22 protein-coding genes and 1 CRISPR repeat array are annotated in these 23,944 nt (G+C 38.8%); of the genes, 14 read left to right on the forward strand and 8 right to left on the reverse strand.

Annotated features, from left to right (window positions below; all coding sequences use genetic code 11):
- Nucleotides 1–279 precede the first annotated feature (279 nt).
- On the forward strand, nucleotides 280–1,344 hold the full coding sequence (locus AOB57_RS12315) for a right-handed parallel beta-helix repeat-containing protein (protein ID WP_054298002.1): 1,065 nt from the start codon (nucleotides 280–282) through the stop codon (nucleotides 1,342–1,344).
- A 113-nt stretch (nucleotides 1,345–1,457) separates the two neighbouring features.
- Here AOB57_RS12315 and rnhB read toward each other — a convergent pair whose 3' ends face one another.
- Nucleotides 1,458–2,126, reverse strand: a complete 669-nt coding sequence (rnhB, locus tag AOB57_RS12320; RefSeq protein WP_054298001.1) for a ribonuclease HII — start codon at nucleotides 2,124–2,126, stop codon at nucleotides 1,458–1,460.
- Between the two features lie 460 nt (nucleotides 2,127–2,586).
- Between rnhB and pheT the strand changes: the two genes are divergently transcribed.
- Complete coding sequence (pheT, locus tag AOB57_RS12325) at nucleotides 2,587–4,215, forward strand: phenylalanine--tRNA ligase subunit beta (protein WP_054298000.1); 1,629 nt, start codon at nucleotides 2,587–2,589, stop codon at nucleotides 4,213–4,215.
- Nucleotides 4,216–5,170: 955 nt separating this feature from the next.
- On the opposite strand, the gene AOB57_RS12330 is transcribed toward pheT, so the two are convergent.
- A complete protein-coding gene (locus AOB57_RS12330; RefSeq protein WP_054297999.1) occupies nucleotides 5,171–5,491 on the reverse strand; it encodes a hypothetical protein in 321 nt (106 codons plus the stop codon).
- 634 nt (nucleotides 5,492–6,125) lie between these two features.
- Nucleotides 6,126–7,991: direct repeats of the CRISPR family, unit length 37 nt; unit sequence ATTCGAATGCAAGATCCACTAAAACAAGGATTGAAAC.
- An 847-nt stretch (nucleotides 7,992–8,838) separates the two neighbouring features.
- Between AOB57_RS12330 and AOB57_RS12335 the strand changes: the two genes are divergently transcribed.
- Both AOB57_RS12335 and AOB57_RS12340 read left to right on the forward strand, forming a co-directional pair.
- The gene (locus tag AOB57_RS12335) at nucleotides 8,839–9,135 is read left to right on the forward strand and encodes a hypothetical protein (RefSeq protein ID WP_054297997.1); all 297 of its coding nucleotides are present in this window, start codon (nucleotides 8,839–8,841) and stop codon (nucleotides 9,133–9,135) included.
- Between the two features lie 422 nt (nucleotides 9,136–9,557).
- Nucleotides 9,558–10,787: an acyltransferase family protein gene (locus AOB57_RS12340; RefSeq protein ID WP_054297996.1), complete on the forward strand. Its 1,230-nt coding sequence runs from the start codon at nucleotides 9,558–9,560 to the stop codon at nucleotides 10,785–10,787.
- Nucleotides 10,788–10,917: 130 nt separating this feature from the next.
- Here the strand turns inward: AOB57_RS12340 and AOB57_RS12345 are convergent, their stop codons facing one another.
- Complete coding sequence (locus tag AOB57_RS12345; protein ID WP_167829620.1) at nucleotides 10,918–11,064, reverse strand: hypothetical protein; 147 nt, start codon at nucleotides 11,062–11,064, stop codon at nucleotides 10,918–10,920.
- 232 nt (nucleotides 11,065–11,296) lie between these two features.
- Between AOB57_RS12345 and AOB57_RS14650 the strand changes: the two genes are divergently transcribed.
- From AOB57_RS14650 to AOB57_RS12355, 4 genes are read left to right on the forward strand one after another with little or no spacing between them, the layout of a single operon-like run.
- On the forward strand, nucleotides 11,297–11,875 hold the full coding sequence (locus tag AOB57_RS14650) for a hypothetical protein (RefSeq protein WP_054297995.1): 579 nt from the start codon (nucleotides 11,297–11,299) through the stop codon (nucleotides 11,873–11,875).
- The gene (locus tag AOB57_RS14655) at nucleotides 11,856–12,104 is read left to right on the forward strand and encodes a hypothetical protein (RefSeq protein WP_054297994.1); all 249 of its coding nucleotides are present in this window, start codon (nucleotides 11,856–11,858) and stop codon (nucleotides 12,102–12,104) included. Before AOB57_RS14650 ends, AOB57_RS14655 begins: the two co-directional genes overlap by 20 nt.
- Before the next feature lie 8 nt (nucleotides 12,105–12,112).
- On the forward strand, nucleotides 12,113–12,835 hold the full coding sequence (locus AOB57_RS14660) for a DUF7286 family protein (RefSeq protein ID WP_054297993.1): 723 nt from the start codon (nucleotides 12,113–12,115) through the stop codon (nucleotides 12,833–12,835).
- A gap of 2 nt (nucleotides 12,836–12,837) precedes the next feature.
- Nucleotides 12,838–13,485, forward strand: coding sequence for a sarcinarray family MAST domain-containing protein (locus AOB57_RS12355; protein WP_054297992.1), 648 nt, complete (start codon nucleotides 12,838–12,840; stop codon nucleotides 13,483–13,485).
- A gap of 121 nt (nucleotides 13,486–13,606) precedes the next feature.
- Here AOB57_RS12355 and AOB57_RS12360 read toward each other — a convergent pair whose 3' ends face one another.
- The 3 genes from AOB57_RS12360 to AOB57_RS12370 all read right to left on the reverse strand — a co-directional run bounded on the left by AOB57_RS12360 (nucleotide 13,607) and on the right by AOB57_RS12370 (nucleotide 16,682).
- Nucleotides 13,607–14,776, reverse strand: coding sequence for a tetratricopeptide repeat protein (locus AOB57_RS12360; protein ID WP_054297991.1), 1,170 nt, complete (start codon nucleotides 14,774–14,776; stop codon nucleotides 13,607–13,609).
- Nucleotides 14,777–15,683: 907 nt separating this feature from the next.
- Nucleotides 15,684–16,460 carry a catalase family peroxidase gene (locus tag AOB57_RS12365; protein WP_054297988.1) on the reverse strand — a complete coding sequence of 259 codons (777 nt, stop codon included), beginning with the start codon at nucleotides 16,458–16,460 and terminating at the stop codon, nucleotides 15,684–15,686.
- Between the two features lie 12 nt (nucleotides 16,461–16,472).
- Complete coding sequence (locus AOB57_RS12370) at nucleotides 16,473–16,682, reverse strand: hypothetical protein (protein WP_054297987.1); 210 nt, start codon at nucleotides 16,680–16,682, stop codon at nucleotides 16,473–16,475.
- Between the two features lie 1,673 nt (nucleotides 16,683–18,355).
- Between AOB57_RS12370 and AOB57_RS12375 the strand changes: the two genes are divergently transcribed.
- Together AOB57_RS12375 and AOB57_RS12380 are read left to right on the forward strand one after the other, a co-directional pair.
- The gene (locus tag AOB57_RS12375) at nucleotides 18,356–18,847 is read left to right on the forward strand and encodes a rubrerythrin family protein (RefSeq protein WP_054297985.1); all 492 of its coding nucleotides are present in this window, start codon (nucleotides 18,356–18,358) and stop codon (nucleotides 18,845–18,847) included.
- Nucleotides 18,848–20,211: 1,364 nt separating this feature from the next.
- Nucleotides 20,212–20,562 (forward strand): trypsin-like serine peptidase, encoded by a 351-nt coding sequence (locus tag AOB57_RS12380; protein WP_226999500.1) that lies wholly within the window; start codon nucleotides 20,212–20,214, stop codon nucleotides 20,560–20,562.
- Between the two features lie 111 nt (nucleotides 20,563–20,673).
- Here the strand turns inward: AOB57_RS12380 and AOB57_RS12385 are convergent, their stop codons facing one another.
- The gene (locus tag AOB57_RS12385; protein ID WP_054297983.1) at nucleotides 20,674–21,096 is read right to left on the reverse strand and encodes a secondary thiamine-phosphate synthase enzyme YjbQ; all 423 of its coding nucleotides are present in this window, start codon (nucleotides 21,094–21,096) and stop codon (nucleotides 20,674–20,676) included.
- Nucleotides 21,097–21,259: 163 nt separating this feature from the next.
- On the reverse strand, nucleotides 21,260–21,697 hold the full coding sequence (locus tag AOB57_RS12390; RefSeq protein WP_054297982.1) for a hypothetical protein: 438 nt from the start codon (nucleotides 21,695–21,697) through the stop codon (nucleotides 21,260–21,262).
- Between the two features lie 701 nt (nucleotides 21,698–22,398).
- Between AOB57_RS12390 and AOB57_RS12395 the strand changes: the two genes are divergently transcribed.
- From AOB57_RS12395 to AOB57_RS14900, 4 genes are all read left to right on the forward strand, one after another.
- The gene (locus AOB57_RS12395) at nucleotides 22,399–22,683 is read left to right on the forward strand and encodes an MDR/zinc-dependent alcohol dehydrogenase-like family protein (protein ID WP_167829621.1); all 285 of its coding nucleotides are present in this window, start codon (nucleotides 22,399–22,401) and stop codon (nucleotides 22,681–22,683) included.
- A 259-nt stretch (nucleotides 22,684–22,942) separates the two neighbouring features.
- The gene (locus tag AOB57_RS12400) at nucleotides 22,943–23,359 is read left to right on the forward strand and encodes an IS1/IS1595 family N-terminal zinc-binding domain-containing protein (RefSeq protein ID WP_054297980.1); all 417 of its coding nucleotides are present in this window, start codon (nucleotides 22,943–22,945) and stop codon (nucleotides 23,357–23,359) included.
- Nucleotides 23,360–23,556: 197 nt separating this feature from the next.
- Nucleotides 23,557–23,715: an AzlD domain-containing protein gene (locus tag AOB57_RS14895; protein ID WP_264371698.1), complete on the forward strand. Its 159-nt coding sequence runs from the start codon at nucleotides 23,557–23,559 to the stop codon at nucleotides 23,713–23,715.
- Nucleotides 23,716–23,732: 17 nt separating this feature from the next.
- Entirely contained in the window at nucleotides 23,733–23,891 is a 159-nt protein-coding gene (locus AOB57_RS14900) for an AzlD domain-containing protein (protein WP_264371748.1), read from the forward strand.
- Nucleotides 23,892–23,944 lie beyond the last annotated feature (53 nt).

Raw genomic sequence — 23,944 nt, forward strand, 5'->3', positions numbered from 1 at the left:
TATTAAACGCTTTTATCTATCTCGGTATTCTTCCGACAAATTTCTCACTTTGCTGGTGATCTTTTACTGGACTATACAACTCAAGTTTCCTGCACTGACCGAGATTTTCGGCTGCAAGTAATTATTGAAAGCACTTATAAATATAAGTTCAGGTTTATTTTTCAGAATATATATTTCAAAATCTTTTTATTAACTCAGATAATTATTCTTATGAATTATTATAAAGACAGGAATTGTCTTTCTAACTATATAATTTAAAATTAAGGGGAGTATCAGCTTATGAAAGGAAAACCGATCCAGAGTATTTGCATAGCCCTTCTTCTTGTGCTCGGGGTAGCATCTACTCAGGCAGGTGCTGCTGTTTTCACCGTAGGCAGTAATGGGGAAGGAAACTATACTTCGATCCAGGAAGCTATCAATAATGCGCAGAACGGAGATACAATTCTCGTAAGCCCTGGTGTATACAGAGAAAATGTAAACGTAAATAAGGAACTTTCAATTATCTCGGGCACCGACCCCTCGGGTGGCATGATAAATCGTACCTACGTAATTGGTGCAATTCCGGTAAATGATGTATTCACCATAAGGTCAAATAACGTGACAATAAGTGGCTTCTATATTGCAGGAGGCCCTTCAGGAATAGATATGGACAGAGAGGTCGGGATTTCCCTTGAAGGCGTGCAGAACTGCTTAATAAGTAACAATACGCTGATATTGAATGATATTGGCATTGGTCTCAACAATTCCCATTTTAACCTCCTTGACAACAACATTATAGGTTTTGGAACCAGCGGAATTTACCTGACCCAATCTAACGAAAATGAGCTGTCAAATAATGTGGCTACAATTAACAGCCATGGAATTCACATAGACAATTCTACTAACAATACCCTTATGGGCAACACTGTAGAATCAAATGAAGTAGGATTCTTACTGTCCGCATCAAGAATGAACACACTTGAAAATAACTTCGTTTTAAGAAACGATAATGGAGTTGGTCTTGACAATATGGCTGGATCCAATACCCTGACTAATAACAGCTTGTACATGAATGGGATTGGGATGTATTTCAACGGATCATCCGGTAACACGATTTACCTGAATGACTTCTTCAACTTCTTTAATGCTGAAGATGAAGGAACGAACACATGGAACAGCAGTACAGCAGGCAATATGTGGAACGATTATAACGGAACAGATGCTGATGGAAACGGTATAGGAGACACGCCTTATGTTGTCAACCAGACAACCGGAAGTATAGATTACATGCCTCTTGTCGAGAATGTTTCCTCAGAAGAAACCCTGGAAAATATGGATGGCAATAGCATAGGTATGTCAATGTAATGATTAATTGCTAACGTAAAACCTACTAAAATTTCGAGTGAAAAGAGTTTTTTATATTTCTAAATTCTTTTCATTTTTTATGAACTTTCTCTTTTTTACAATTTTTCGATTTTTCATTCAAGTTCGCCCTTTCTCAGTTCTTCCCTGATATTTACTACAGTCTGCCAGGACTGCCTGACTATACTGGGAAACTCTCCGGAGTGCTCTTTTCCCCACTTCAGCAGGAATTCTTTTGTCTTGGGGTCTGAGGGGTAACCACTGCCAAAGTCGCCCCATTCCTGCTTGAGCTCCTCTATAAGCTCGTCCCTGCGCACCTTTGCAATAATTGAAGCTGCCGAAACAACGGGATAGACCGTGTCTGCCTGATGCTCGCAGATTATTTCGATTTTTTCTGCATGGGCAGGGCTGGTTTTTGCATATTGTCTGCGGAGGTTATATGCAAAACGCTCGGCTTTAACATCAGCTGCATCGACAAAAACCACATCTGGTTTCAGATGTTCGAGCACCTTCGAAAAACAGACAACCATAATCTCGTTCATGCTCATGATCTTCCTGAGTTCGTCAATCTGAGAAGGGCTGACCTCAAGAATAAAGAAGCCGTCCGCATATTTTTTTATCTGGGCTGCAAGCTGCTCCCGTTTCTTCGGCGTCAGTTTCTTGGAATCTGCAACCCCCAGCACCTTGAGAATATGGGCTCTCGACTCCTCTATTTTTACGCCTCCTATGCACATGGGTCCGATTACAGGACCTTTCCCGGCTTCATCAATTCCTGCGATCATCATTCTTCGGCTGCCTCCTTATTAAGGGAAGAGAGCTTTTTCATTATTTATAAAAGTAGGGTAAGGCATAGTTTATTAGCAAAGTCTTAAACAGGGTTCTACAGAAGCTTTAAGACACAGAATTCTTTAAGGTAACGAAACCGTTTACGAGGGTATCGATGACGTTCGGATGTCAAGTTTTAAATATGTTTAAGTTCGTGGTAGTTTTTCTAGGTTTCCTGATTGAACCCTATCTGAAGCTTCAACTCTTCACTGAAATCCTTCAAATCCATCCTCAAACAAAAACGTTAAATCTAAAGTAGAGTATTTAGGGAGTTAAGTTATAGTTACTCACACAAGAATTATACCTAAAAGAGAGGATCTCTTAGCATTTTATAAGACATTATCTTATTCTTTCTAGAAATTAGGTGTATATTTACGATCAAAACTATGTTTTCCACACCATGCACGAGATGAATTCCCAATGCCAGTAATTACCTTGCAATATGACGACCTCGAGAAACTCACAGGAACCGATAAGGAAACCATAATAAACAGGGTGCCCATGATAGGAGCCGACATCGAAAGGATTGAAGACGAGTCTATCGATATCGAGTTCTTCCCTGACAGGCCTGATCTGTATAGTGTGGAAGGGGCAGCCAGGGCAATGCGAGGTTTCTTGGACCTTGAGACCGGGCTGCCCGAGTATGAGGTAAATCCGTCAAACATTTCGATTTCGGTCAGCGAGGATATCCTGAGAATCAGGCCTTTTCTCGGGAGTGCAGTTGTAAGAGGCGTAAAGTTCACATCCTCTTCCATAAAATCCCTTATGGATCTTCAGGAAGATCTACACTGGGGGCTTGGAAGAAACAGGAAAAAAGTGTCAATAGGCGTGCACGACCTCTCAAACGTAAAGCCGCCTTTCAGGTATATGGCTGTTGACCCGAGTTTCGAGTTCGTGCCTCTGGATTACACTGAAAAAATGAGCATGACCGAAATTCTGGAAAAGCATCCCAAAGGTACAAGGTTTGCCCATCTTGTCAGGGACTTTGATAAATATCCTATCATCCTAGATGCTGACGACAATGTACTGTCCTTCCCGCCTATTATTAACGGGACACTTACAAGCGTGACCGAGAAAACTACCGACCTTTTCATCGATGTCACAGGGCTAGGAGAAGCCGTATACACTGCCCTGAATATTGTAGTTACCGCGCTTGCGGAAAGGGGCGGGCAGATAGAATATGTAAAGGTTATCAGGCCCGACTGTGCAGAATTAATCCTGCCTGACCTTGAGCCGAAGAACAGGCTCCTTACAAAGTCTGAGGTAAAAACCCTTCTCGGCATGGAACTTTCGCTGGAAGAAATCGTTAAACAGCTTGAAAGGATGCGTTTTGGAGCAGAAGCTCTTGACGAAGAAACCATTGAGGTAAAAATTCCGGCTTACAGGGCTGACATTCTTCATAACTACGACCTTATCGAGGATATCGGCAAAGGTTATGGGTATGAGAATATCAAAGTAAGGATTCCCGAGACCTATACTGCAGGAAAGTCCCACCCGATTTCCCTGCTTCGCTCTCCTATAAATGAAATAATGGTTGGTCTTGGCTACTATGAGGTCATGCCCTTTACGCTCACCAGCGAAAAAATCAATTTTGAGAATATGCGCAGGCAAAAGACGGATGATGTCACGTATGTCCTTCACCCAATTAGCGAAGACCAGACAATGCTCAGGACAACCCTGCTTCCTAACCTCCTTGAGATCCTTGCATTAAACCAGCACAGGGAACTTCCTCAAAGAATCTTCGAGTTCGGGGAGGTTGTACGCAACGAGATAGCAAGCCAGCATGTAGCTGCAGTTTCAATTCACCCGCAGGCAAATTTCACCGAGGTTTATGAGGTCGTGGATGCCTTCATGAGGGAAATGATGCTCTCCTATGAGGCAAAAGAATCCGAAGACCCTGCTTTTCTTGAAGGCAGGCGGGCTGATATTTATCTCAGAGACAAAAAAATCGGGGTTTTTGGAGAGTTCCACCCCGAGGTTATAAGCAATTTTACCCTGGGGTATGCAGTTGTCGGGTTTGAGCTTGACCTGACAGATCTGATTGATTGAAACTAAACTGATAGGCTAAAACTAAAATTAGAAGGTTAATTTTCTCCTGTTTTTCAATTAATCTTCTTTAACCTTTTTTAACTAACCTTTTTAGCCTCTTTTCAACTAACCTTTTTAACCTCTTTTCAACTAACCTTTTTAACCTCTTTTCAACTAACCTTTTTAGCCTCTTTTCAACTAACCTTTTTAACCTCTTTTCAACTAATCTTTTTAATTACTTTTTTCATAAGGTTGATAGATGAAGATTTTACTTCCTTTTAATGAAAATACAGCAAATATACTTTTATTCTCACCAGGTTGGTAACAAACAACTGACACTTTTATTATAGGAAAGTTTGGAAAAACGCTTAGAGCTTGTCTTAAAAACTAAATCCGAACCGGAATAGGGATAAAATTTGCACACCTGAAATAAGAAAATTTCAGTTGCTGAAAGGTTTTTAGTTTTAAGGGAATCTCTCAGGGCAGGAAAGTTTAGCGATTAAGTAAATAATAAGCCTAAACTCATAGTGAACCTATAATCAAAAAGACTGCGGAAACAATTTACATTGAGTTAAAAGTTTTAGAGAATTGGGCTCCGTAGAAATCCTCTGAAATAGCCAATCTTAACAAATTAAAACTAAATTGCCCGATTCATTTTGCTGAAGAACTTTAAGTCTATTGATAACGATTAAGTAGGTTTTCTACAGAGCCGAGAATTGACATATTTAAACAGCTCACTACATTACCCAGTTAGTTCATGAGGAATAGTATAAAAATTCTATAACTGCACAGGTTCTTCCGTTTTTCGATCATGATAGAACTCGTAGCTATGGATACAGCAGGTCAGAAATAACTTATAAATGCTGTTCTCTTTTTGATTACGGAAAAAAATTGTATTTGATTTATCTTCACTGTGTAAGAGCTCAATTCACATGAAGTATCTGGAACGGCAGGTTTCCCGCATTTTAACCTGAGCTCAACAGAACTGTGCCCAGTATCGGTATGCTTTGACGTAACCTCCCCATAGTACGAGATCATTCCACTCCTCAAGATCTATCTCGGCTGCTCTCAAATAAACCCTGTTTTGAAAAGCTTGGTAATCCATGCCGTATTTCTGATTCATTTCAGTTATTCTGTTGCTATAATATTCAATTTTCTGTTCAGCTTTACTGCGCACAAATCCGTGTAAAATTTCTTGTTCGTCTCTATATAGGTCAACTTTGACTATACCGCTTATAGGTTCAGAGTGTCTTCCAGAAATTGTTACGTATTGACTATACTCGAAGGGGTTTCCCACTATTACCACCCATTATTATTATAATTCTGTTCCTTCCATTTTAAAGGTATTTGCCTACTTAAAAAATTTTTAATAAGGATTGCCCAGAGCTTAACAAAAATAAGTTTAGAAATTTGAAAGCTCCCCTTATCTTCGTCCAACTTATTAATATTTTAAACAAAGTGATATATTAAACTTTTGACACAAAATTTTACACAGTTCTGGAAAAATCGCAGAGATCTACAAAGGGATGACAGAAACCTGGCAGCTTGCTAATATTGAAAAAAGGTAGCGTAGGGGCATGCCGAGGATATAACTTCGCTAAAGACTCTTATATGTTAAGTTACAAGTTAAGCTATAATCTTAAAAAAAGTGAAAAATATTTAATTTTATACAAATAACATTATAAAATTGAACAATAGTTTTATGGCTACGGACTTAGAAAATTGGCTTGTGCTGTAAAAAAATATTGTTGATTGAAGAATAAGCCAAGATTTTAATAAGTAGAAAAGCATACACAGAATAATCAAAAACCATAAAAACACTATTTTTCTTGTATTTATAAAGGGTTTGATAATATCCCAACAAGAAATTTAGTTTTAATATAGGACTAATCTCAGGCTTTTTCTAGCCAAATAAAGGAAAATTTTCCCCTATTCGAATGCAAGATCCACTAAAACAAGGATTGAAACATAGATTTACATTCGGTATTATCTGTTATGTTCATATTCGAATGCAAGATCCACTAAAACAAGGATTGAAACTACGTGGTTCAAATATTTCAGAAATGACGATCTCGTATTCGAATGCAAGATCCACTAAAACAAGGATTGAAACCACTTTCCATAGCGATACCAACAACTATACCGCCTTCATTCGAATGCAAGATCCACTAAAACAAGGATTGAAACCTGTGATGGCTGCCGATGGAATCGGGGAAAATGGATTCGAATGCAAGATCCACTAAAACAAGGATTGAAACTATACTGTATATCTGTATCCAACGTATATAAAGTATTCGAATGCAAGATCCACTAAAACAAGGATTGAAACCCGCCTAAATGACAGATAGCAGTACCTCGAATTTCCGATTCGAATGCAAGATCCACTAAAACAAGGATTGAAACAAAATTATAGCACCATCACCCACATTATTCGCAAACATTCGAATGCAAGATCCACTAAAACAAGGATTGAAACTTCAAAGAATATAAAGTTATTCTTAGAGTCTATATGATTCGAATGCAAGATCCACTAAAACAAGGATTGAAACGTTTTTGATCCTGTAAATCTCTTCGCCGCTCAATCTGATTCGAATGCAAGATCCACTAAAACAAGGATTGAAACAGTCTGGAAGTTATCCAGCTTCAAAAAACGATTTTACATTCGAATGCAAGATCCACTAAAACAAGGATTGAAACACATCTTTGATACTGGGCTCGACTTCCTGGACTGCTGATTCGAATGCAAGATCCACTAAAACAAGGATTGAAACTTCGATTGAATATACGGTGGGCACTTGGTTAGTAGATTCGAATGCAAGATCCACTAAAACAAGGATTGAAACATCCGGGGATCCTCTACTTTCGGACCAGGGCATCTGGATTCGAATGCAAGATCCACTAAAACAAGGATTGAAACATAAACCCAAAGTCTATCTCTCCAACGTCAATGCTCATTCGAATGCAAGATCCACTAAAACAAGGATTGAAACTTCAGATGAAGAAATTGAAATTAATACTAAGTACCAGATTCGAATGCAAGATCCACTAAAACAAGGATTGAAACATTCTGCAATGTATTTTGATACAGCCGGTCTTATGATTCGAATGCAAGATCCACTAAAACAAGGATTGAAACTTGACATGCAGAAAGCATGCCCTCTGATTTTCGTAAAATTCGAATGCAAGATCCACTAAAACAAGGATTGAAACAATATGTAAAATATTAAATAGTCCAATGTGCTAAATATTCGAATGCAAGATCCACTAAAACAAGGATTGAAACCTAATCGCCCTACAAACCTGCAATGTATAGTTAATATTCGAATGCAAGATCCACTAAAACAAGGATTGAAACTATCCCATCCGTTCCCAGCCATCAGCCTATAGAGCTATTCGAATGCAAGATCCACTAAAACAAGGATTGAAACTTCCAATAAGGGCTTTTACAGTTCGGACAAACTCTCATTCGAATGCAAGATCCACTAAAACAAGGATTGAAACTCTTTTCCAAATGGGGCACACGACGACCAGACCGACGTATTCGAATGCAAGATCCACTAAAACAAGGATTGAAACTATACGATTAGTACGTATATACTGTAAAGGAGATGTATTCGAATGCAAGATCCACTAAAACAAGGATTGAAACTAGAAGCTTGCGAACTGTGCGAAATCTGTATCTTCGGATTCGAATGCAAGATCCACTAAAACAAGGATTGAAACCCCATTTTGAGTGCTTCCGTGCTTGATACTAAAACATATTCGAATGCAAGATCCACTAAAACAAGGATTGTGGTAATTTTGCGCAGGAGTCTTTAGTCTGTACTTATCCACATTCGCAGTAAAACAGTTCCATGAATTGTACTATCAAACTTAACATACCTGCTGCTATTTTTATATAAACAGAATTATTTTAAATAGTAATTATCCGATTATTGTAAGAAAGGATCGCACAATTTTATTTTTATCATAACTTTTATATAATAATACTATGATTATGTGTTCCTAGAGGCTCACATAATAAAAACGGATAGGAAAAATGATAGAGACTATTTGGATAATCGTACCGAACTTAATAGCATCATACATGGTTATGGTCAATAAAGCGTTTTATGCCAATATGATTTATTGCTTCTGTTATCTTTTACTTATCTGGCATAACTATAATTCGGGTGACAGTTCGCAAATGATTTATTTCACAATTTTAGAGATAATGTCGATTGTCGGAGTCTTTTTGTATATATACCAAACTGGAAGAACTGTTGGAATTAATGTAAAGAAGAAAGAGCAACAGCAAGTGGCCAAGATTAGATAAGAGCACCACAGCAACACATCTTTACTATCCTGTAAACAAAAACATATCCTATAACAAAAACTCACTAAGGCAACAATAGAATTTCCGGCGCGAATTTCTGTTTGAGCAACCCGAGTAAAAATGAGATTTTAAAGAGACAAAACTTATATTATTATGATTTAATGCTGTTATAGATGCTGTTGAAAATCCTAAAAAAATGATAAATAAAAGCAATTATATATAATTATGTAAAACTGTATATGAAACCGAACAGCATCAAAAATAAAACCCTATAGATCAAACTGAAAAATAAATTCTATATCTTAACTTATTAAAACCAGTGTGATCCTATGCCCAGAAAATACACTAACAGAACAACCCACTTTATTCTCCACGATGATGGCACATTTGACGTCTACATAAATAAAAAGTTCAAAGAATGTGGACTCTATGAGGAAACCCCGGATACTATACGATTAAACTACTATAAGCACTCCTCACTATTCCAAAAGGAAGAAGGGTGTTTAATCTCTGAGAATTGTAGAATTTGGATAGAAGACAGAATCATTAATGTTCCTGGTGGCATCCTTAACAACGGGGTGTTCATAGCTAATTGTGAGGATGGAGGCACCATCCTGAAAGACTGAAGTTCAATTAACAGTAAAAATCAATGGAGATTAACTGGATTCGGGAGAATCCATTCTTTGGAATTTTTTAAGTGGATTAAAAGATGAAAATTCTATGATATAATAATACTTTTTATGTAAATATATAAAATCCATTAATAGAATTTTTATAATCAAAGCTAATTTAGAGCCTTTTACCTTATTACAAACAATTTTTTTTCTAATATAATTCTGCTTAGAGAGCAATATAAGTAAAACATAATTGGAACAAATGGAAAGACTTATTTTATCTGTAACTATCGTTATTCAGGATCAATACCCACTAAAGCCAGGACTGAGACAGAACTGAGACAGAATAAGGGCGGTGGTGGTAGGATAACTCATTAAATTCCAGCAGGACTGCTGTATAAACCACTGAATGAAATCCTCTTAGAGCAATAAGTATGACCGAGAAGATTAGCTATCTTGATGGGCTACGCGGTGTAGCTGCGATTAATGTTATGTTAATGCACTTCTTTATAGTATTACTCCCGGCAATGATCTATAGTGATCGGATGCCGTCGCATCTCGGAAATCTTGAAAAGATATTTACAAGTACACCACTGGGATTAATTGGCGCAGGGAACTTTTCGGTCTGTATCTTCTTCGTTCTTAGCGGCTACGTATTAACTCAAAAATATTTTAAAACAAAAGACCGGAGCATAATAATAAGCGGTGCAGTACGCCGATATATAAGATTATTTGTTCCAGTATTTGCAGCTACAATGTTATCATTCTTATTGGCATCAACCGGAATGTTCCATTACTTTATTGAAGCTGTGATGATTTCGGGAAATAATAATTATGCCAATTACTGGACTTTTACACCAGATCTTGCCGAAGCAATTAAACAGGCGGCTTGGGGGACTTTTTTCGCAGGTGATGATACCTATAACCCTGTTTTGTGGACCATGTCAGTAGAATTTTATGGATCGATGCTTGTTTTTGCAATGGCTCTATTTTTCGGGTCCCTGCGTGCCCGCTGGACATTTTACCTTGCCGCAGTCGTGCTCTTCCTCAACACTTACTATCTGGCTTTCATTATAGGAATGGGGCTCGCCGACGTATTCAACGGTAAGACATCAATATTTAAAACAAGCAATAAAGTAATATTGTCTATTGTACTGGCTTCGGGACTTTTTTTAGGTTCATACCCTGTAGGCACCGTGACAGCTGATTCGTTATACGCGTTTCTCGATAACGGTTTCTTCCAGACACCAAAGTATGCTTACCATATTCTTGGTGCAGGCATGTTAATGTATGTCTTACTTAACAGTCAACGGATGCAAAAAATATTTTCTTCTCCGGTACTGGTCTTTCTCGGAAAAATATCCTATTCTCTGTACCTGGTACATTTCCTGGTAATAAGCACTCTCACCTGTGCACTATTCCTCGTCCTGCATCCGGTATTACCCTATGGTGCAGCTGTCCTGATTTCCTGTGTCCTGTCTGTGTTAGTAATAATACCCCTGAGCTATCTGTTTTACAGGTATGTTGATATGAGGGGTATAAAATTATCCAAGGTTTTCTATAACCAATTAGCCAGCATCTTCAGACCTATCAGTGCAGGAAATATAACACAAAACTATCTATCAAATGTGATTTTTACAATATATAATAAATTATTCAAATGACTTATACTAAATTACTTAAACAAACTCGGCAAAATCACTGCACATATATCTGGAAGTATAACTCTTCCGATCTGTAGATTCTTTCTTGATAAACTCCTAACTGTGAATATGTCGGACTTTTAGCACTGTCTTAATTGGCAAGAGATATAAATTTGCTGTCAACATCAACCATATAAGCCCAACCTTCGTGAGGATTTATAGTTGTCTTCGCTGCGCTTGCTGTCGTACCCATTAAACTGAATGCAAAAGCCAGGGTTAATATTGTTCTGGATTCCATATAGTATAAGATCATTAAAAATAATTTAAAATCATATTCACTTATAATATTTTATCCATCCTTTAAAGTTTATTAAAGCCCTAACATGAGATTTTAATGCTTTTCAATGTCAAAAATATTTATAATTTCAAGCAAAATCTGTTTTTCTTTTAGAAGTAAAGTATTTATCCGTGAACACTCAATTAATTTTTTAATTTAGTTATGCCTATGTTCTATTTTGGGGAAGGGTTTGATGGCCAGGAAACCTGACAATTTTTCATTCTTCATTGAGGATACCTGTGCCTACATTCCCTATGCCGTAATCGGGATTTTCATCCTGCTTGTATCAACCTTCACCTCAGTTTACCTTCTAAAGATCGACAGTGAGGTCGCAGAAACCATTTACACCACCGAGAATGTTAACCCTGAGAAAAGTGCCATCAATCTTGCCTCATTCGACCTTGCCCGCTGCCTGAACTATGCAGGAATGGAAGCTCTAGAATGGCAGGGCGAACATCCTGTAATCCTGCCTGAAGGCAGTGCAGTTGACAGGTTTTCCGAAGACGGTTTTATGGTGATCCCGAAAAACCAGAACTTTGAGAAAGGAGACCCACTCCAGCTTTCCATAAACCTGCCTTCGGATATCTGGGGTAAAATAGAATCTCTCTGGAAAAATCGCGACATCAAACTGATTGTCAACGACTCTTCAGGCAACGAAATAAAGAACATAAACTACGGCCAGGCAACCGGTTTTTTCCAGAAAGTCTCATTCCAGGAAACCGTGGAAATTCCGGACACTGCAGCCTCAGGATATGACAGAAGAGAATCCTGACCTTATTCATGCGGTTACAGATAGTGTTTACACAGCATCAGTCCAAGGGCAGATCTTAAGAGATGGCTTCGATTCTCCTGATCCGATTGCTTCTCAAATCACTGCAAATTTTGATCGTGATTCGGTTTCGTTTACCGGTCAAACTATTACCTGGGACTCGAACTATCTAGCATCAGGAACACACAAAGGTTCTCTTGTAACCTCGTACTCCTGGATAGTAAAGAAGTAAGAGTATGGGTGATTACAGCAAGCTACTTTAACAGCCTCTCTGATGACCAACTAATCCAAAAATCTACTACAGATGATCTTGTTTTTGAACTCTCTACTATAGTAAAGTCAGAAATTCGAAATACAAACCTAGTGATTGGATCTGATGAACTTGAGGCTATTCTGAATAGAGTGGACACCGACATCAGAATTGGGGTTGCAAACGGAATCTGTGAAGTTACAATAAGCAGAGGTGAGATTATTGATGCTAGTTTCGAGAGAATCGATAGCGAGCTTAAAAGTTCGGCAAATGAAGCTGTTGACAAATACTCTGGAGATATAGGAAATAAAGTCTTAAAAAGATTAGACAGGATGATGGCAACTATTCCCTGTGGATTACCTGTGATGCCTCCACACTGGACTTTTACGGTGAATATGTGGACATATGAGGTTATTGGTAGATATGAAGAATTTACTGTTGTTGATAATGATAATGAGGTTATTCCTAAACCTTATTTTGGGCATAAAGGCCAGAAATATGTGAGGAATGAAGACCATATACGCCATCCGTGTAAAGTAGGTAACGATGGAAGTAGTATATGGTTAGGGAATAATAAACGAATTACATTTCATTTAATAGGATGTTCTGCTACTGTTGTTGGGTCGGGACCAAAAGGAGTTGGAGACAAAACGGGAGACCGGACTGAAAAATCGATAGGTTATGATGATCTTTTGATAGAGTTTAGAGGGTGACTATGAGAAGAACAGTATCAATAATGGGGACAATCCTGATTTTGCTCACAAATATATCATCTGCATACAATCCTTATGGAGATATTTACGAGTATGATCTGTATTTCAATGGCAAACTATTAAATACTACAGAGGTTCCAAAGCCAATTTTGAAGATTGGCGAGCCTTTTAATGTCAAAATTGATTTTGTAGTATATAGGAAATGTGAGATGTCCATAAAATTAAGTGAGATAGAAAATGGCTATTTCGTAATATTAAATGGTTCAACTCCAAAAATGGACGTATACAGAGCTGATGTAATGGAAAAAGACTCTACCAGAACTTATGAATGGACAGTCCAGCCTACTGAAAAATGGGCTGGAGGCTCTTTACCAATTGACTTGGTTTACCAGATAGACGATTTTGAGACAAAGAAATCACTTGTTCATGGATCATTTACTATAGCGTATCCTTACATCTCTAACGAATACTACAAAGGCGAAACTCCTATCTCTGAGCAGCCTGAATCCAAAACCCAACCAACCCAAGAACAACAAGCTTCAGAAAATTCGTCTGCTCCAACAGCATCCTCACCAGCTTTCAGTTTATTAACTGCTATCACGGCAATTGCACTTGTATTCTTCAAGTTATCTAGCCGTCAAGCACGATAAGAGGAGATTAGATTTAATTTTTCAGCTCTGACTTTAACCTGATTAACGTGCAGCCTCTAGAAAAAAGCGATATTGACACCCTGATAACCCAAAAATAATCAAAACTCAGGGAAAAGGAAAATTATTTCTTTTTCTCTTTTCCTTTCGCCGGGTTTTTTCTAGTTCCAACTGTTTTCTGCTCTTTTCTCGCCCATTCACTTTTTTTAACTCTTTCTCCTTTTTTCTCCCTTCCCTGTCCAGGATATTTCTTCATTATCTTACTTGTCGGTTTTCTCTTTGTCCAGATACTTTTCTTAACTTTCGGTTTCTCTTCTTCCGCTTTTTCCTCTTCGTCCAGGTCAATTCCGAGTTTTGAATTTACGGAAGCTCTGGCTCTCCTAGCATCGGCATAGTCAGGTTTGATCCGGAGAGCTCTCTCAAGGGCTCCTAAGGCTTCTTCATTTTTATCTAGAGCGGACAGAGCCATACCTTTGCAATACCAGGCATCGGCAAAATTAGGTTTTATTGAAATCGCATTGCTGCAAGCTTCAAGGGCTCTTTTAAATTTGCCGAGCTTGAGGTGGACGAAGCCTTTCCCGACCCAGGTTTTTGCATTATCAGGGTTTATTTTGAGGGCTGAATCGTACGCGATCATGGCCTCCACAGGCCGGTTCAGATTATAGAGAGCAAAGGCTTTACCTTCAAGGGCTCTTGCAAAATCAGGGTTAAGCTTAAGTGCAGCATCATAGGCTTTTATTGCAGCTTCGTATCTGCCCAGATCAGCTAGCACAGAACCTTTTGCGTGCCATGCGCCTGCAAGCTTCGGATTGCCGGCAAGGGCTTTCTCAGAGGCTTCGAGAGCTTTTTCATGCTGGTTGAGTCTGCAAAGCACTGAGGTTCTGAGGTTCCAGGCTTTATCACTGTCAGGTTTTATTTCCAGCAATTTGTCAAAAACCTTCAGCGCGTCTTCGTCCCTATTAAGCTGCAGGAGCACAAAACCTTTTTCATAAAGGTAGCCAGTGTTTTCAGGCTCGATTTTGAGAGCTTTCTCAATTGCCTTAAGGGAATCCCTGTGCATCCTGTGCCTTAGAAACACTGCCGCTTTACCTGCCCAAGCAGCAGCATCTTCCGGATTTTTCTCAAGGGCTCTCTCATGGACTGCAAGGGCTTTATTGAGACGGTCATATGCAGTGCCACGAGCTTTATTTACATCTTTTCCGGTTGTTCTGCCTTCCTTGCTTTCTTTTCCTGCTTTCTCTTGATGATCTGTATGTCCTGTCCTGCTCGTCTTTTTGTTAGGATTCTTTTTCATAGTATCGATCCAGTATTATTTTTCAGAGGCGAAGTTTTTTGAAATACTGAGTCCATCCCCCCTTCTGGCGGCAAATTCCAGGAGAAGTCTTGTTTCAGACTCTGTTCTCCTATTTTAAACTGATCGTGCTGACTTATTTTAAGCAACAGGATAATCACGGAATTTGGGAAGGCAGTCCTGACACAGTACCATAATAGGCAGGATTTCTTGGTATACTTAGAAGTTACCGGCATAGTCCGAAGCATCCAGTAAATTTAGAAACTCCAGTGCAGTTAGGGAAGTTTCCAGACTCAGGGTTATAGGCTTCAGACCATGGCTAACTGTTAGCTTTATTTTGATTCGGCTAAGATAGGATAAATATTCAATGCACCTATATTTTTCATGCTTCTTGCTCAGGCGCTTATTCCCAACGGGGAGAGAATGCAATACTTGAAGTACTGGATGCCGAACAAATAAATTATGCGGTATGGGATGGAACCGGGCATGGAAACTTCGAGGCTCTTGTACAGTTTCCACTGCCTCCGATTGGAGTAGAACCTTTACTCGACTAACTGCGCCAGGCAGGGATTGGCAAAGATACATATACAATTATCCTCCCACCAGAGACAGTAATTTCTGAAAATATCGAGACCCTGAATAAGCGGTATCCTGGCAAATGGATTTCAAGGGAGGAGCTTATTGCGTAAGCTAAACACGGGACCAGCAATTTCAGCAAGCTTTAGAACGGTCATATATGATAGGAAACTTGCCTAGCGGGATAACTCTTCAGGTTGGAGGCTCTTACTTGCAATAGCAGTTTCTTGGGTTGTAGGTGATCTGGTTGAGGATCTGTGCCTGCTGCCGCCAGGATCTGATATTCGCCAGGTACCTCAGATAGCTGAGCGTACCAGCCTAACTTTCTCTCGCTTTATTGATTACGACGCTTGTATGATATTACATAGGCTGGACTGCGATAGAGCATCGGATCGGCTGGCTCGATTCCTGCTGGTAATTGGGATGGCAGAAAGAGCAGATCACGCTCCACTGCAGCACTATCATGGACTGCTTCCATGATTTCAATGACACCGATCTCGATAGTTTTGCGTGTATCCGGCCATGCAATTGAAGGGTTATCTATTTTATCTTCTGGCTCCGGAAGCTGGACGCGGAAATTAAACCTTATGGGAGAGTCAGCTACTCGCTGACGGATTTCATCAGCAAGGTAATTGGGGGATGCTCTCGCAATTTCCTCCTCAGATAGAAACTGATTGCCTGTCTGAGGCACTATTTGGTAGCGCCCAATACTGGTCTCACCCTGTGCATTGGTGAATTTGAAACTATTGACACCGAAATAAGAGAGTGTTGCATAGCTTACTGGAGGTGGCTGTTGTGACTCAAGAAATGACTTCGCAATCGGATGTGCAACCAGATAAATATCAGCTGGTGTAGGCGTAGCAACACCGGGTCCACTTGAGCCAAGCGCGATCAAGAGTTGCCGGAACTCATCAATTGTTGCGGCGGGAAAGCCATTAAACGAATGCGTCACCAGATCCGTTTCCGTCCCGTCCGGCAGGTGGAATTTCAATGCAAGACCACGTGGGCTTGCAAGAGGATCGGTATCCGAGATCTTGAGTATGCCGGCAAAGTCGGAAAACCTGACGGTTATGGGAACTGCGACATTCTGAAAGTGTGGTGCCTTGCTCAAAGTTGATGCCAGCTAGCTGGGGAGAAACCTTCCCCTCATCACTATACCTTTCGCATGGACTGCGCGGCCATAGGTTTGCTTGCCGAAAACCAGATTGAGCGCATCGACCAGCTCAGCAGGTGTTGAATTTTGCTGAATGGGAAAGGATTCCAGATCTTCCTCTGAATAATTTTTCCCAATTTTGTCATCTGAAAATGCACGATACTTATTTTCCTGTGACATAAATATCTCCTTTCAATTTGTTGTCGGAAATGACCTTCTGCATGTCATCGTCCAATTCTGTACCATATAAGACCAGCCTTCGATATTATGACCTTCACACGCCTCTTTCTTTCTGTTTACTGCTGAAAATCACTTTTTAACCTGTTTGCTAACCTGAATGGGTTCCATAGGTCGGCAAGGTTGATTGTCAAAGCACACAGCTAACTTTGCGAAACATTCATTTTTATGGTCGTGTACTAAGAATAAGTACTGTTATACGGTTTACCATCTTTGGCTGTAGCCGTTCTGTCCCATAAGGCTATTATCATATAACCGTTGGCATAAATGCCCTACATCTAAGTACTGTTTTCACGCCCAATCGTTCATTGAGTGGCGCTATGACTTACATAAGAACTGCTTGCGGCTGATGCAGATTTTGGGAACTCAGTGAAAGATTGAACCAAGTTGCTATCGGTGGTTCTCCATTCCACATCGTCAGCCTGTAGATTGAAAAGATTACCAGTGTCATTCATTCGTTTGACATAAGCTATTTGTATCAGCTCTTTATTTGTGGCTTCATTGGATTGTGTTTGATCTGTTTTTGCATTGGTCAAAAACACTGTAATGAGATGATATGCATCATTAAATAATATAAAATCAACAGAATAACTTATTCTTAATATTAATAGTCTTTAAAAAAATGAATAAGTCCTGCACTAAAAATAAGTTTGCTCTTAAATACGAATTCACAATTTTAGTTTTCCTTGAGATTCATAAGGAATAAAAGATACTTTTAGAGTGTTTGCAGGAATCGACCATTGGCCCGTTTTAGCAGGTCAGTGTTAAATCTTCTTCATAAAAGTAGAGTATACTCTTAAATAAATATATGAGTATAAGGTGAGGTAATAAAAAAGGAGGGTGTTTAAAAAGGAGAGTGTTTACGCCTCTCCCATTTCTTTTCTAAATTCGATGTAATCTCTTTCGACTTCCTCAAGTTCGTATTCCATATTTTCCCCCCTCATCTTATGATTTTTTATGTAGATTTCTTATCCATAAATCATTATTGAATCGAGCCTTGCAGTACCGGTTTTTGTCCAGTAACTGCAAATATTACAATACTGGGTCTCACCATCTGAATGTAATTCCAGGTTACCCTGGCATTTTGGACATGTTTTTAGATATTTCATGAATAAAACTCCTTAAAATTCTAGGTAGTATTCTACGGGAAATTTTTTTGCTTTATCCCAACTCCAACACATAGGATATCATAAAAATATATTAAATAAATGATATCAAAAATTCTATCAAAGCAAAAAATTGTTTAACGCAAAATATTTCAGGTTCATTATAGAGCAGGACTTACTTGAACTTAAGATCTATTTTGCAGGACTACATAATATTAATAAAACAGCGCAATTGTAAGAGTTACATAAAAAATATTTTTTTAAAGGATACCCTTAGTCAAAAGATAATCTCTTAGTCAATAGATGATTAAGAATACAATTTATTATACTTTTACAAAAATATTGGCTTTGTAGAATACCTGAATATACTCAGATACTTTTGCAAATGACTATAATATTGCATAGCACAACAGATCTCGGTTTAATATCAGCCCGTTCGGGCGCTAAACTGATATACATTACATAGTAAATAAGATGAGAAAAGATCTTAATTAATGAGGAAAGATATGTATGAGTTCTAAAGATAATCTTAAAGCTGCATTTACCGGCGAATCAATGGCAAACAGAACATACCTTGCCTTTGCGAAAAAAGCCGATGAAGAAGGCTATCATCAGATAGCTAAACTCTTCAGAGCCGCTGCTTTTGCTGAAACAGTCCATGCTTTCAATCATTTTCAGCGGATGGGAGGGGTTGGAACCACAATGAACAATCTCAAAGATGCTATTAGCGGCGAAACATACGAATTTACGAAGATGTACCCAGAATTTATAGAGGATGCGAAGAAGGAAGGGGACAAAAGAGCCCTCTGGAGCTTTGAAGTGGCAAACAAAGTGGAAAGGATTCATGCCGCACTATTTGAGAAAGCCCTGAACGAAATCGGGCAGAATGAAGAGGTTGATTACCACGTCTGCAGCGTCTGTGGATATACTTTAGAAGGCGAACCTCAGGGGAACTGTCCAATTTGCGGAGCACCTCCATCCAAATTCGATAAAATCTACTGAAAAAATAGAATAGCTTTTCTGACATACGGCGTATCATATGAGAGCTAACAAATCTGAAAAGGCTCTCCGTTTACTTTTTTGCTATTAAGCTTCTCATTTAATATCTCTTTTTGTATTTCTTATCTCATTTCCTATTTCTTAAATAGGATGATAATCAGGAAATGTGTCTTTATTGTCAGGAATTGAATTTTCTGCGCATCACAAAGTCTTTGAGAGAAATCACTAATAAAAATAAATTCGATTTATCAAGTAAAGCTCTGGATCTTTAAATATTTTATATGAATATTGGTCTCAACATACCCAGGTTAGAACAGAAAACTAAAAGATAGAAAATAGATCTAAAAGAAGAAAACAGAGAAAAACAGTCATTAAGAAGTAGCCTGGAGGCACTTCGTTCTTTCACTGTATTCCCCCAATACAGTTTCTCCGAGATTATGTTCCCCTGCCGCTTTTTCGGAGAAGGATCAGTAACCTCCAGGCAATCTTTTTATATTGATGATATCCCCACTTTATTCCCTTAGTCCTCACTCCGGAATCTACTAAGTATTATATCTTATTTTAAATTTATTATGTAAAAAATAGTTTCATATAAAAAGATATTTTACGATTGAATTTTTTTATCGGATCAAAAATAATATATATAATTGTGTTATTATATATTTCCAGATTAAGAGTAATAGGGTTTCCTCTTAATCTTTGGGTTGGATTGCAGGTAGGGACGAGAATAGGGACTCGACCCTACCATCTACTTCTCAGCTAATTTTAAGGAACAACATAGCTCTATAATTACTAAAAATCTCATCTGATACATTGATTTTGAAAATCCAGATACACTTGGTCTGCATCTTGTATCCATTCTTGTGGATCAACTGGACGGCGAAATCGAGATAAAAAAGATAAAGAACAAAATTTATCATAAAACTCGGTGCGGCAGAAAAAATACTAAACAATATCTAGTTTTTTGCTTTTCTCTTTAAATACTGAGCAGTTTTTTGGTTATTTCTTTCTCGATAAATTTTAGAATTTATTTTCAGGAGTCATAAAGCAGTCATCCAGACAAGATGCGATACCTCCGAAAATAAATACTCAGGAAATACGCAGGACTTCATGTCTTATTTTTGAGAATGCAAGCTTCTAGAGCTCCTTAAACGTAAATAGAGCGTAATTTAACATAAATATGATAAACGCCATATAATAAGTCTAATCAAAATCAGTAGATTGATGAGAGATCTATGATAAAAGCAGGCAGTTTTTTTTTCTATAAGGGAAAACGCTGTGTTGTTGGCGCCGTTATTTTAATCAAAGGACTGCCTTATATGGTTACAGTTTCTTATATTTTTCGAGGGGAAGGAGACAATTTGATAGTGAACGGGATGGAAGTTGCTGTTACGAATATTCTGAAAGCTTATGATCTGGCCCTGATAGAGCTTCCTTATGGACATCCTGTTAAAATTACCGAGTTTGGCAGTGCAGCTGAACTGGAGGAAGCTTTTCTTGTCAATGATATTCATATTGTCCGGTGCAGGGTGGTCAATGTCGGAGCTTCACTGCTTTATCTAGGTTTTCGGTGCCTTGATATGCCGGAACCTGGAGATAGCGGCTCCCCTATCCTGCAGGCAGGGAAGGTAATAGGGCTTATATCCTCGGTGATGCTTGACAATTGCATGGGAATTGCGATTTCCTCTAAAATTCTCCGCAGCCTGGGAAACTTATGAAAACTTAGAATCAGATCGGCTCTAAATATTGCTCTCTTAAGGAAATAAAGATTTTCGAAAATTTTAATAAAAAATCCCTTAAAAAGTCTCTTTTTTAGAAACAAAAAACTTTTAGAATTCCCCTATAATTTGCAGCACAATTTTTCTTACCTTCTCAATCCTATCAAAATTAATATATACGATCTGCTGCCAGGTTCCGAGGGTCAGATTTTTTTCAATGAAAGGAACCGTAAGGTCTGGGCCTACAAGCAGGGCTCTTAAGTGAGATCCTCCATTATAATCTCCCCAGGTTTTGTGGTGATGGTAATCCTCATCCAGAGGGATTAGCTTATCAAGGATTTCAGAAACGTCTTTTGAGAGATTGGGCTCAAACTCCATTGTAGTTATTGCTCCTGTTGACCCGATGCAAAAGAGCGTAACTATCCCGCTGTTTATTTTTGATTTCCTGACCTCTTCTGAGACCATTTTGGTAATATCAACAATCCCGCAATCCTCTTTTCCAGTAACTGTAATTTCCCTTGTTTCTATAGGCATGGAAACAATATTAGTAAGTGAGATTAATAAATCCTTTCAGTCTTAGACAAACATCCCGGGCTATAGCTGTCTCAGTGGTTGCGAGTTTTTAAAGGGTATAAATTAAGCGAAATACGAGAAAAGGATATAGGCACTTCTTTTCTGAGTTATAATGTTATTAACCTTAATCATCGCTTAGGTATTTGATTTCACGGGGTTTGTTGGTTCTGCCGTTTCGGCTGGTCTCGTTGCCCTGAATGGTTTCATGATCGTTGTCAGTCTCGTGACTCAGACTGGTTTCATTATTCTGGTTGGTTTTTGAGTACTGGCTAACTTCGTATTTCTGAGCGGCTGCACGTTCCAGGTAGATTACCCGGTCTATTTGCCCTTCAGGATAGCCCTCATCATAGCCGTCTCGATAGCCATCGTTGTAGAAGCCGCGGCTTTCATTCAGGAGGCCATCTTTGACATTGTAATATTCACCTTCGAAAGCAGCCTGGTAGCTGTCCCGATAACCGTCTTTGTAGCCCTGCTGGTATCCTGGAGTTTTTACACCACAAAATCCTGCTATTACTACTGTAAGGCCTACTATGAAAAAGACAGCCAGTAAAATGATTAACACCTTTTTTAATCTGTCAAATGGTCGTCTATTCTCTAAGCTTTCAAACAATCTGAGTAAGTTTTTGTATGCTTGGCTTCCCAATTAACTTCCCTCGGCAGATTTTTAATGGTTAAATATTCACATTTATTTTCTTAAATAGCGTAAATATTCTAATTATCGTTACCATTTCAGTTATCGGTGTTGTTTTAATTCTGATATTTGCGGCTACTGTTTAATTTTTTCCATACCATCTGCAGATTATTTACGCATCATTTAAGGGGATTTCATCTGTCCTGTGTTAACTACTTAAAGCGTATATTTCTTTTGATTTAATCCTCTCAGCAGATGCAATGCCCGGTAAACATTCAATTTAAGGTACAGGTTCTAGTGCCAAAGTTTGACTGGATTTTTTACCGTAAGTGACCCTGTAGCCCAGATTGAGGCATTAAGGTCTCGGCTGTAGATAGGCTGATACCCGGAGAGAAGAGGATCCAGGAGATGGTATCCGCGTACAAAACCTGACTGAACGCACAGGGGTTCCCTATTAACATTACAAGAAGTGATCTTATAGCTACGATCCAGATGATGAAGGCTATGAGCCCAGCAATTGTGCAGTCATCCCTGCCGGGCTAGGAAAAAATGAAAGGTATCATGCCAAGCATAGATGCGGTCGGCTACTAGGCAAGAGACCGGGAAGATCCTCAAAAGAGAACTCGACTCAGGTGATAAATGACCTCGTAAGGTTGGTCAACCCAACAGGCAATCTCGGGATTATAGGGGTTTATGCGGCGGATGATCCCAGAGGAGTCGATGAACATGCAAAAAAAAGAGAATACCTCCTGCCATTTGGACAGTTGTGGGGAAAAGGCTTGATCGTTGGAAAAAGTCAGACTCCGGTCAAGAAAGTTATCTTGATGCTTAGGAACATAATAATTGCAGGAGCGACAAGTCCAGGCTTTATAGTTAGTCACAGGATCTCCATTGAAGATGTACCTGACGCCTATTAAGAATTTTCTCAACACGTTGATGGCTATACAAAGGTAATAATCAAGTTTGATCAGTGAATTTATCAAACTTACATTTCCCTTTTCCTCCAATTCTCATAAATAATAAATATGATAATATTGGTGTATTATATAGTTACTCGATCATGATTTTTTTGAATAACGATTGTCTTTGTGCTTAATAATCTGTGTGGAATATAGCATCTGAGATCAAGCGAGCAAAATAAATATATTATTGAAGTTACAACTTATTGATTATATTATGCCAGTTGAAAACTTAAATGAGGTTCTATGCCCAAATCCCGAATGTGAGTATTACCTAAGAGCGGAAGGGAAAGCTGTTATAAAGCGGGGAAAGTATAAGACCGGACACCAGAGATACTACTGTAAACATTGTGGAAGATTTTTTATGGATACCGTAGGTACCCCCGTTTACCGTAAACATCTGCCCGGAGATAAAATAAGGTTGATATATCGGCTTTTTCTGGAAAAAAATAGTATAAGAAGTATTGAACGGATAACAGGGCACCACAGGGATACGATAAGCCATTTGATAAAAGACACGGTAAGGAATGAGAAAACGGAAGAATATCTTATCAAGCAAATCGGGCTTACAGCAGGTGAATGTGAAAAATTATGGGCGCTTCTGGAGAAAAAGCGAGGGACTTCCCGGGAGTAACCCTGAAAAATGCAGGTTGAGGCTTATTTCCCTTAGTCTGAGCAAATCAATTCACAGCAGCCTGGAGTAATAACCTTACAAAAACATATGCCCGGTAAGATTATAATTCCTTACCAGAAGAAAGGAGTCAGACACATGAGCAAAATAACTGCATTGAAGGCAGTTACCCAGTTCTTCCCAGCTCCTTAATCTCAGGCATGCATTTTAAAGGCTTGCCTGTAACCATTGTGGTCATAGCGCTTGCAACCTTTGCAACGAGAGCCCTTCCATTCCTGTTTTTCAGCTCAAGAGAGCCACCAGAAATGCTCTCGGTCATTGAGGAAAACCTCCTCCTATTATTCTCCTGTTGCTTGTAATCTACTGCCTGAAAGATATGCAATGGCTCTCAGCTCCGTATGGGATTCCTGAATTGTTTACTATAGGTATTGTTGCCGGGCTGCACTTCTGGAGAAGAAATGCCATATTAAGTATCTTTACAGGGACTGGACTTTATATGGTACTCTTGCAGTTCAATGTTTTTTCTTTCCTCTGAATTTACCTCTTTTATTAGTGATCAAGTTATCTTGACTTACCCGATCCAAATAA

Source organism: Methanosarcina flavescens, from assembly GCF_001304615.2.
GTDB classification, from domain to species: domain Archaea; phylum Halobacteriota; class Methanosarcinia; order Methanosarcinales; family Methanosarcinaceae; genus Methanosarcina; species Methanosarcina flavescens.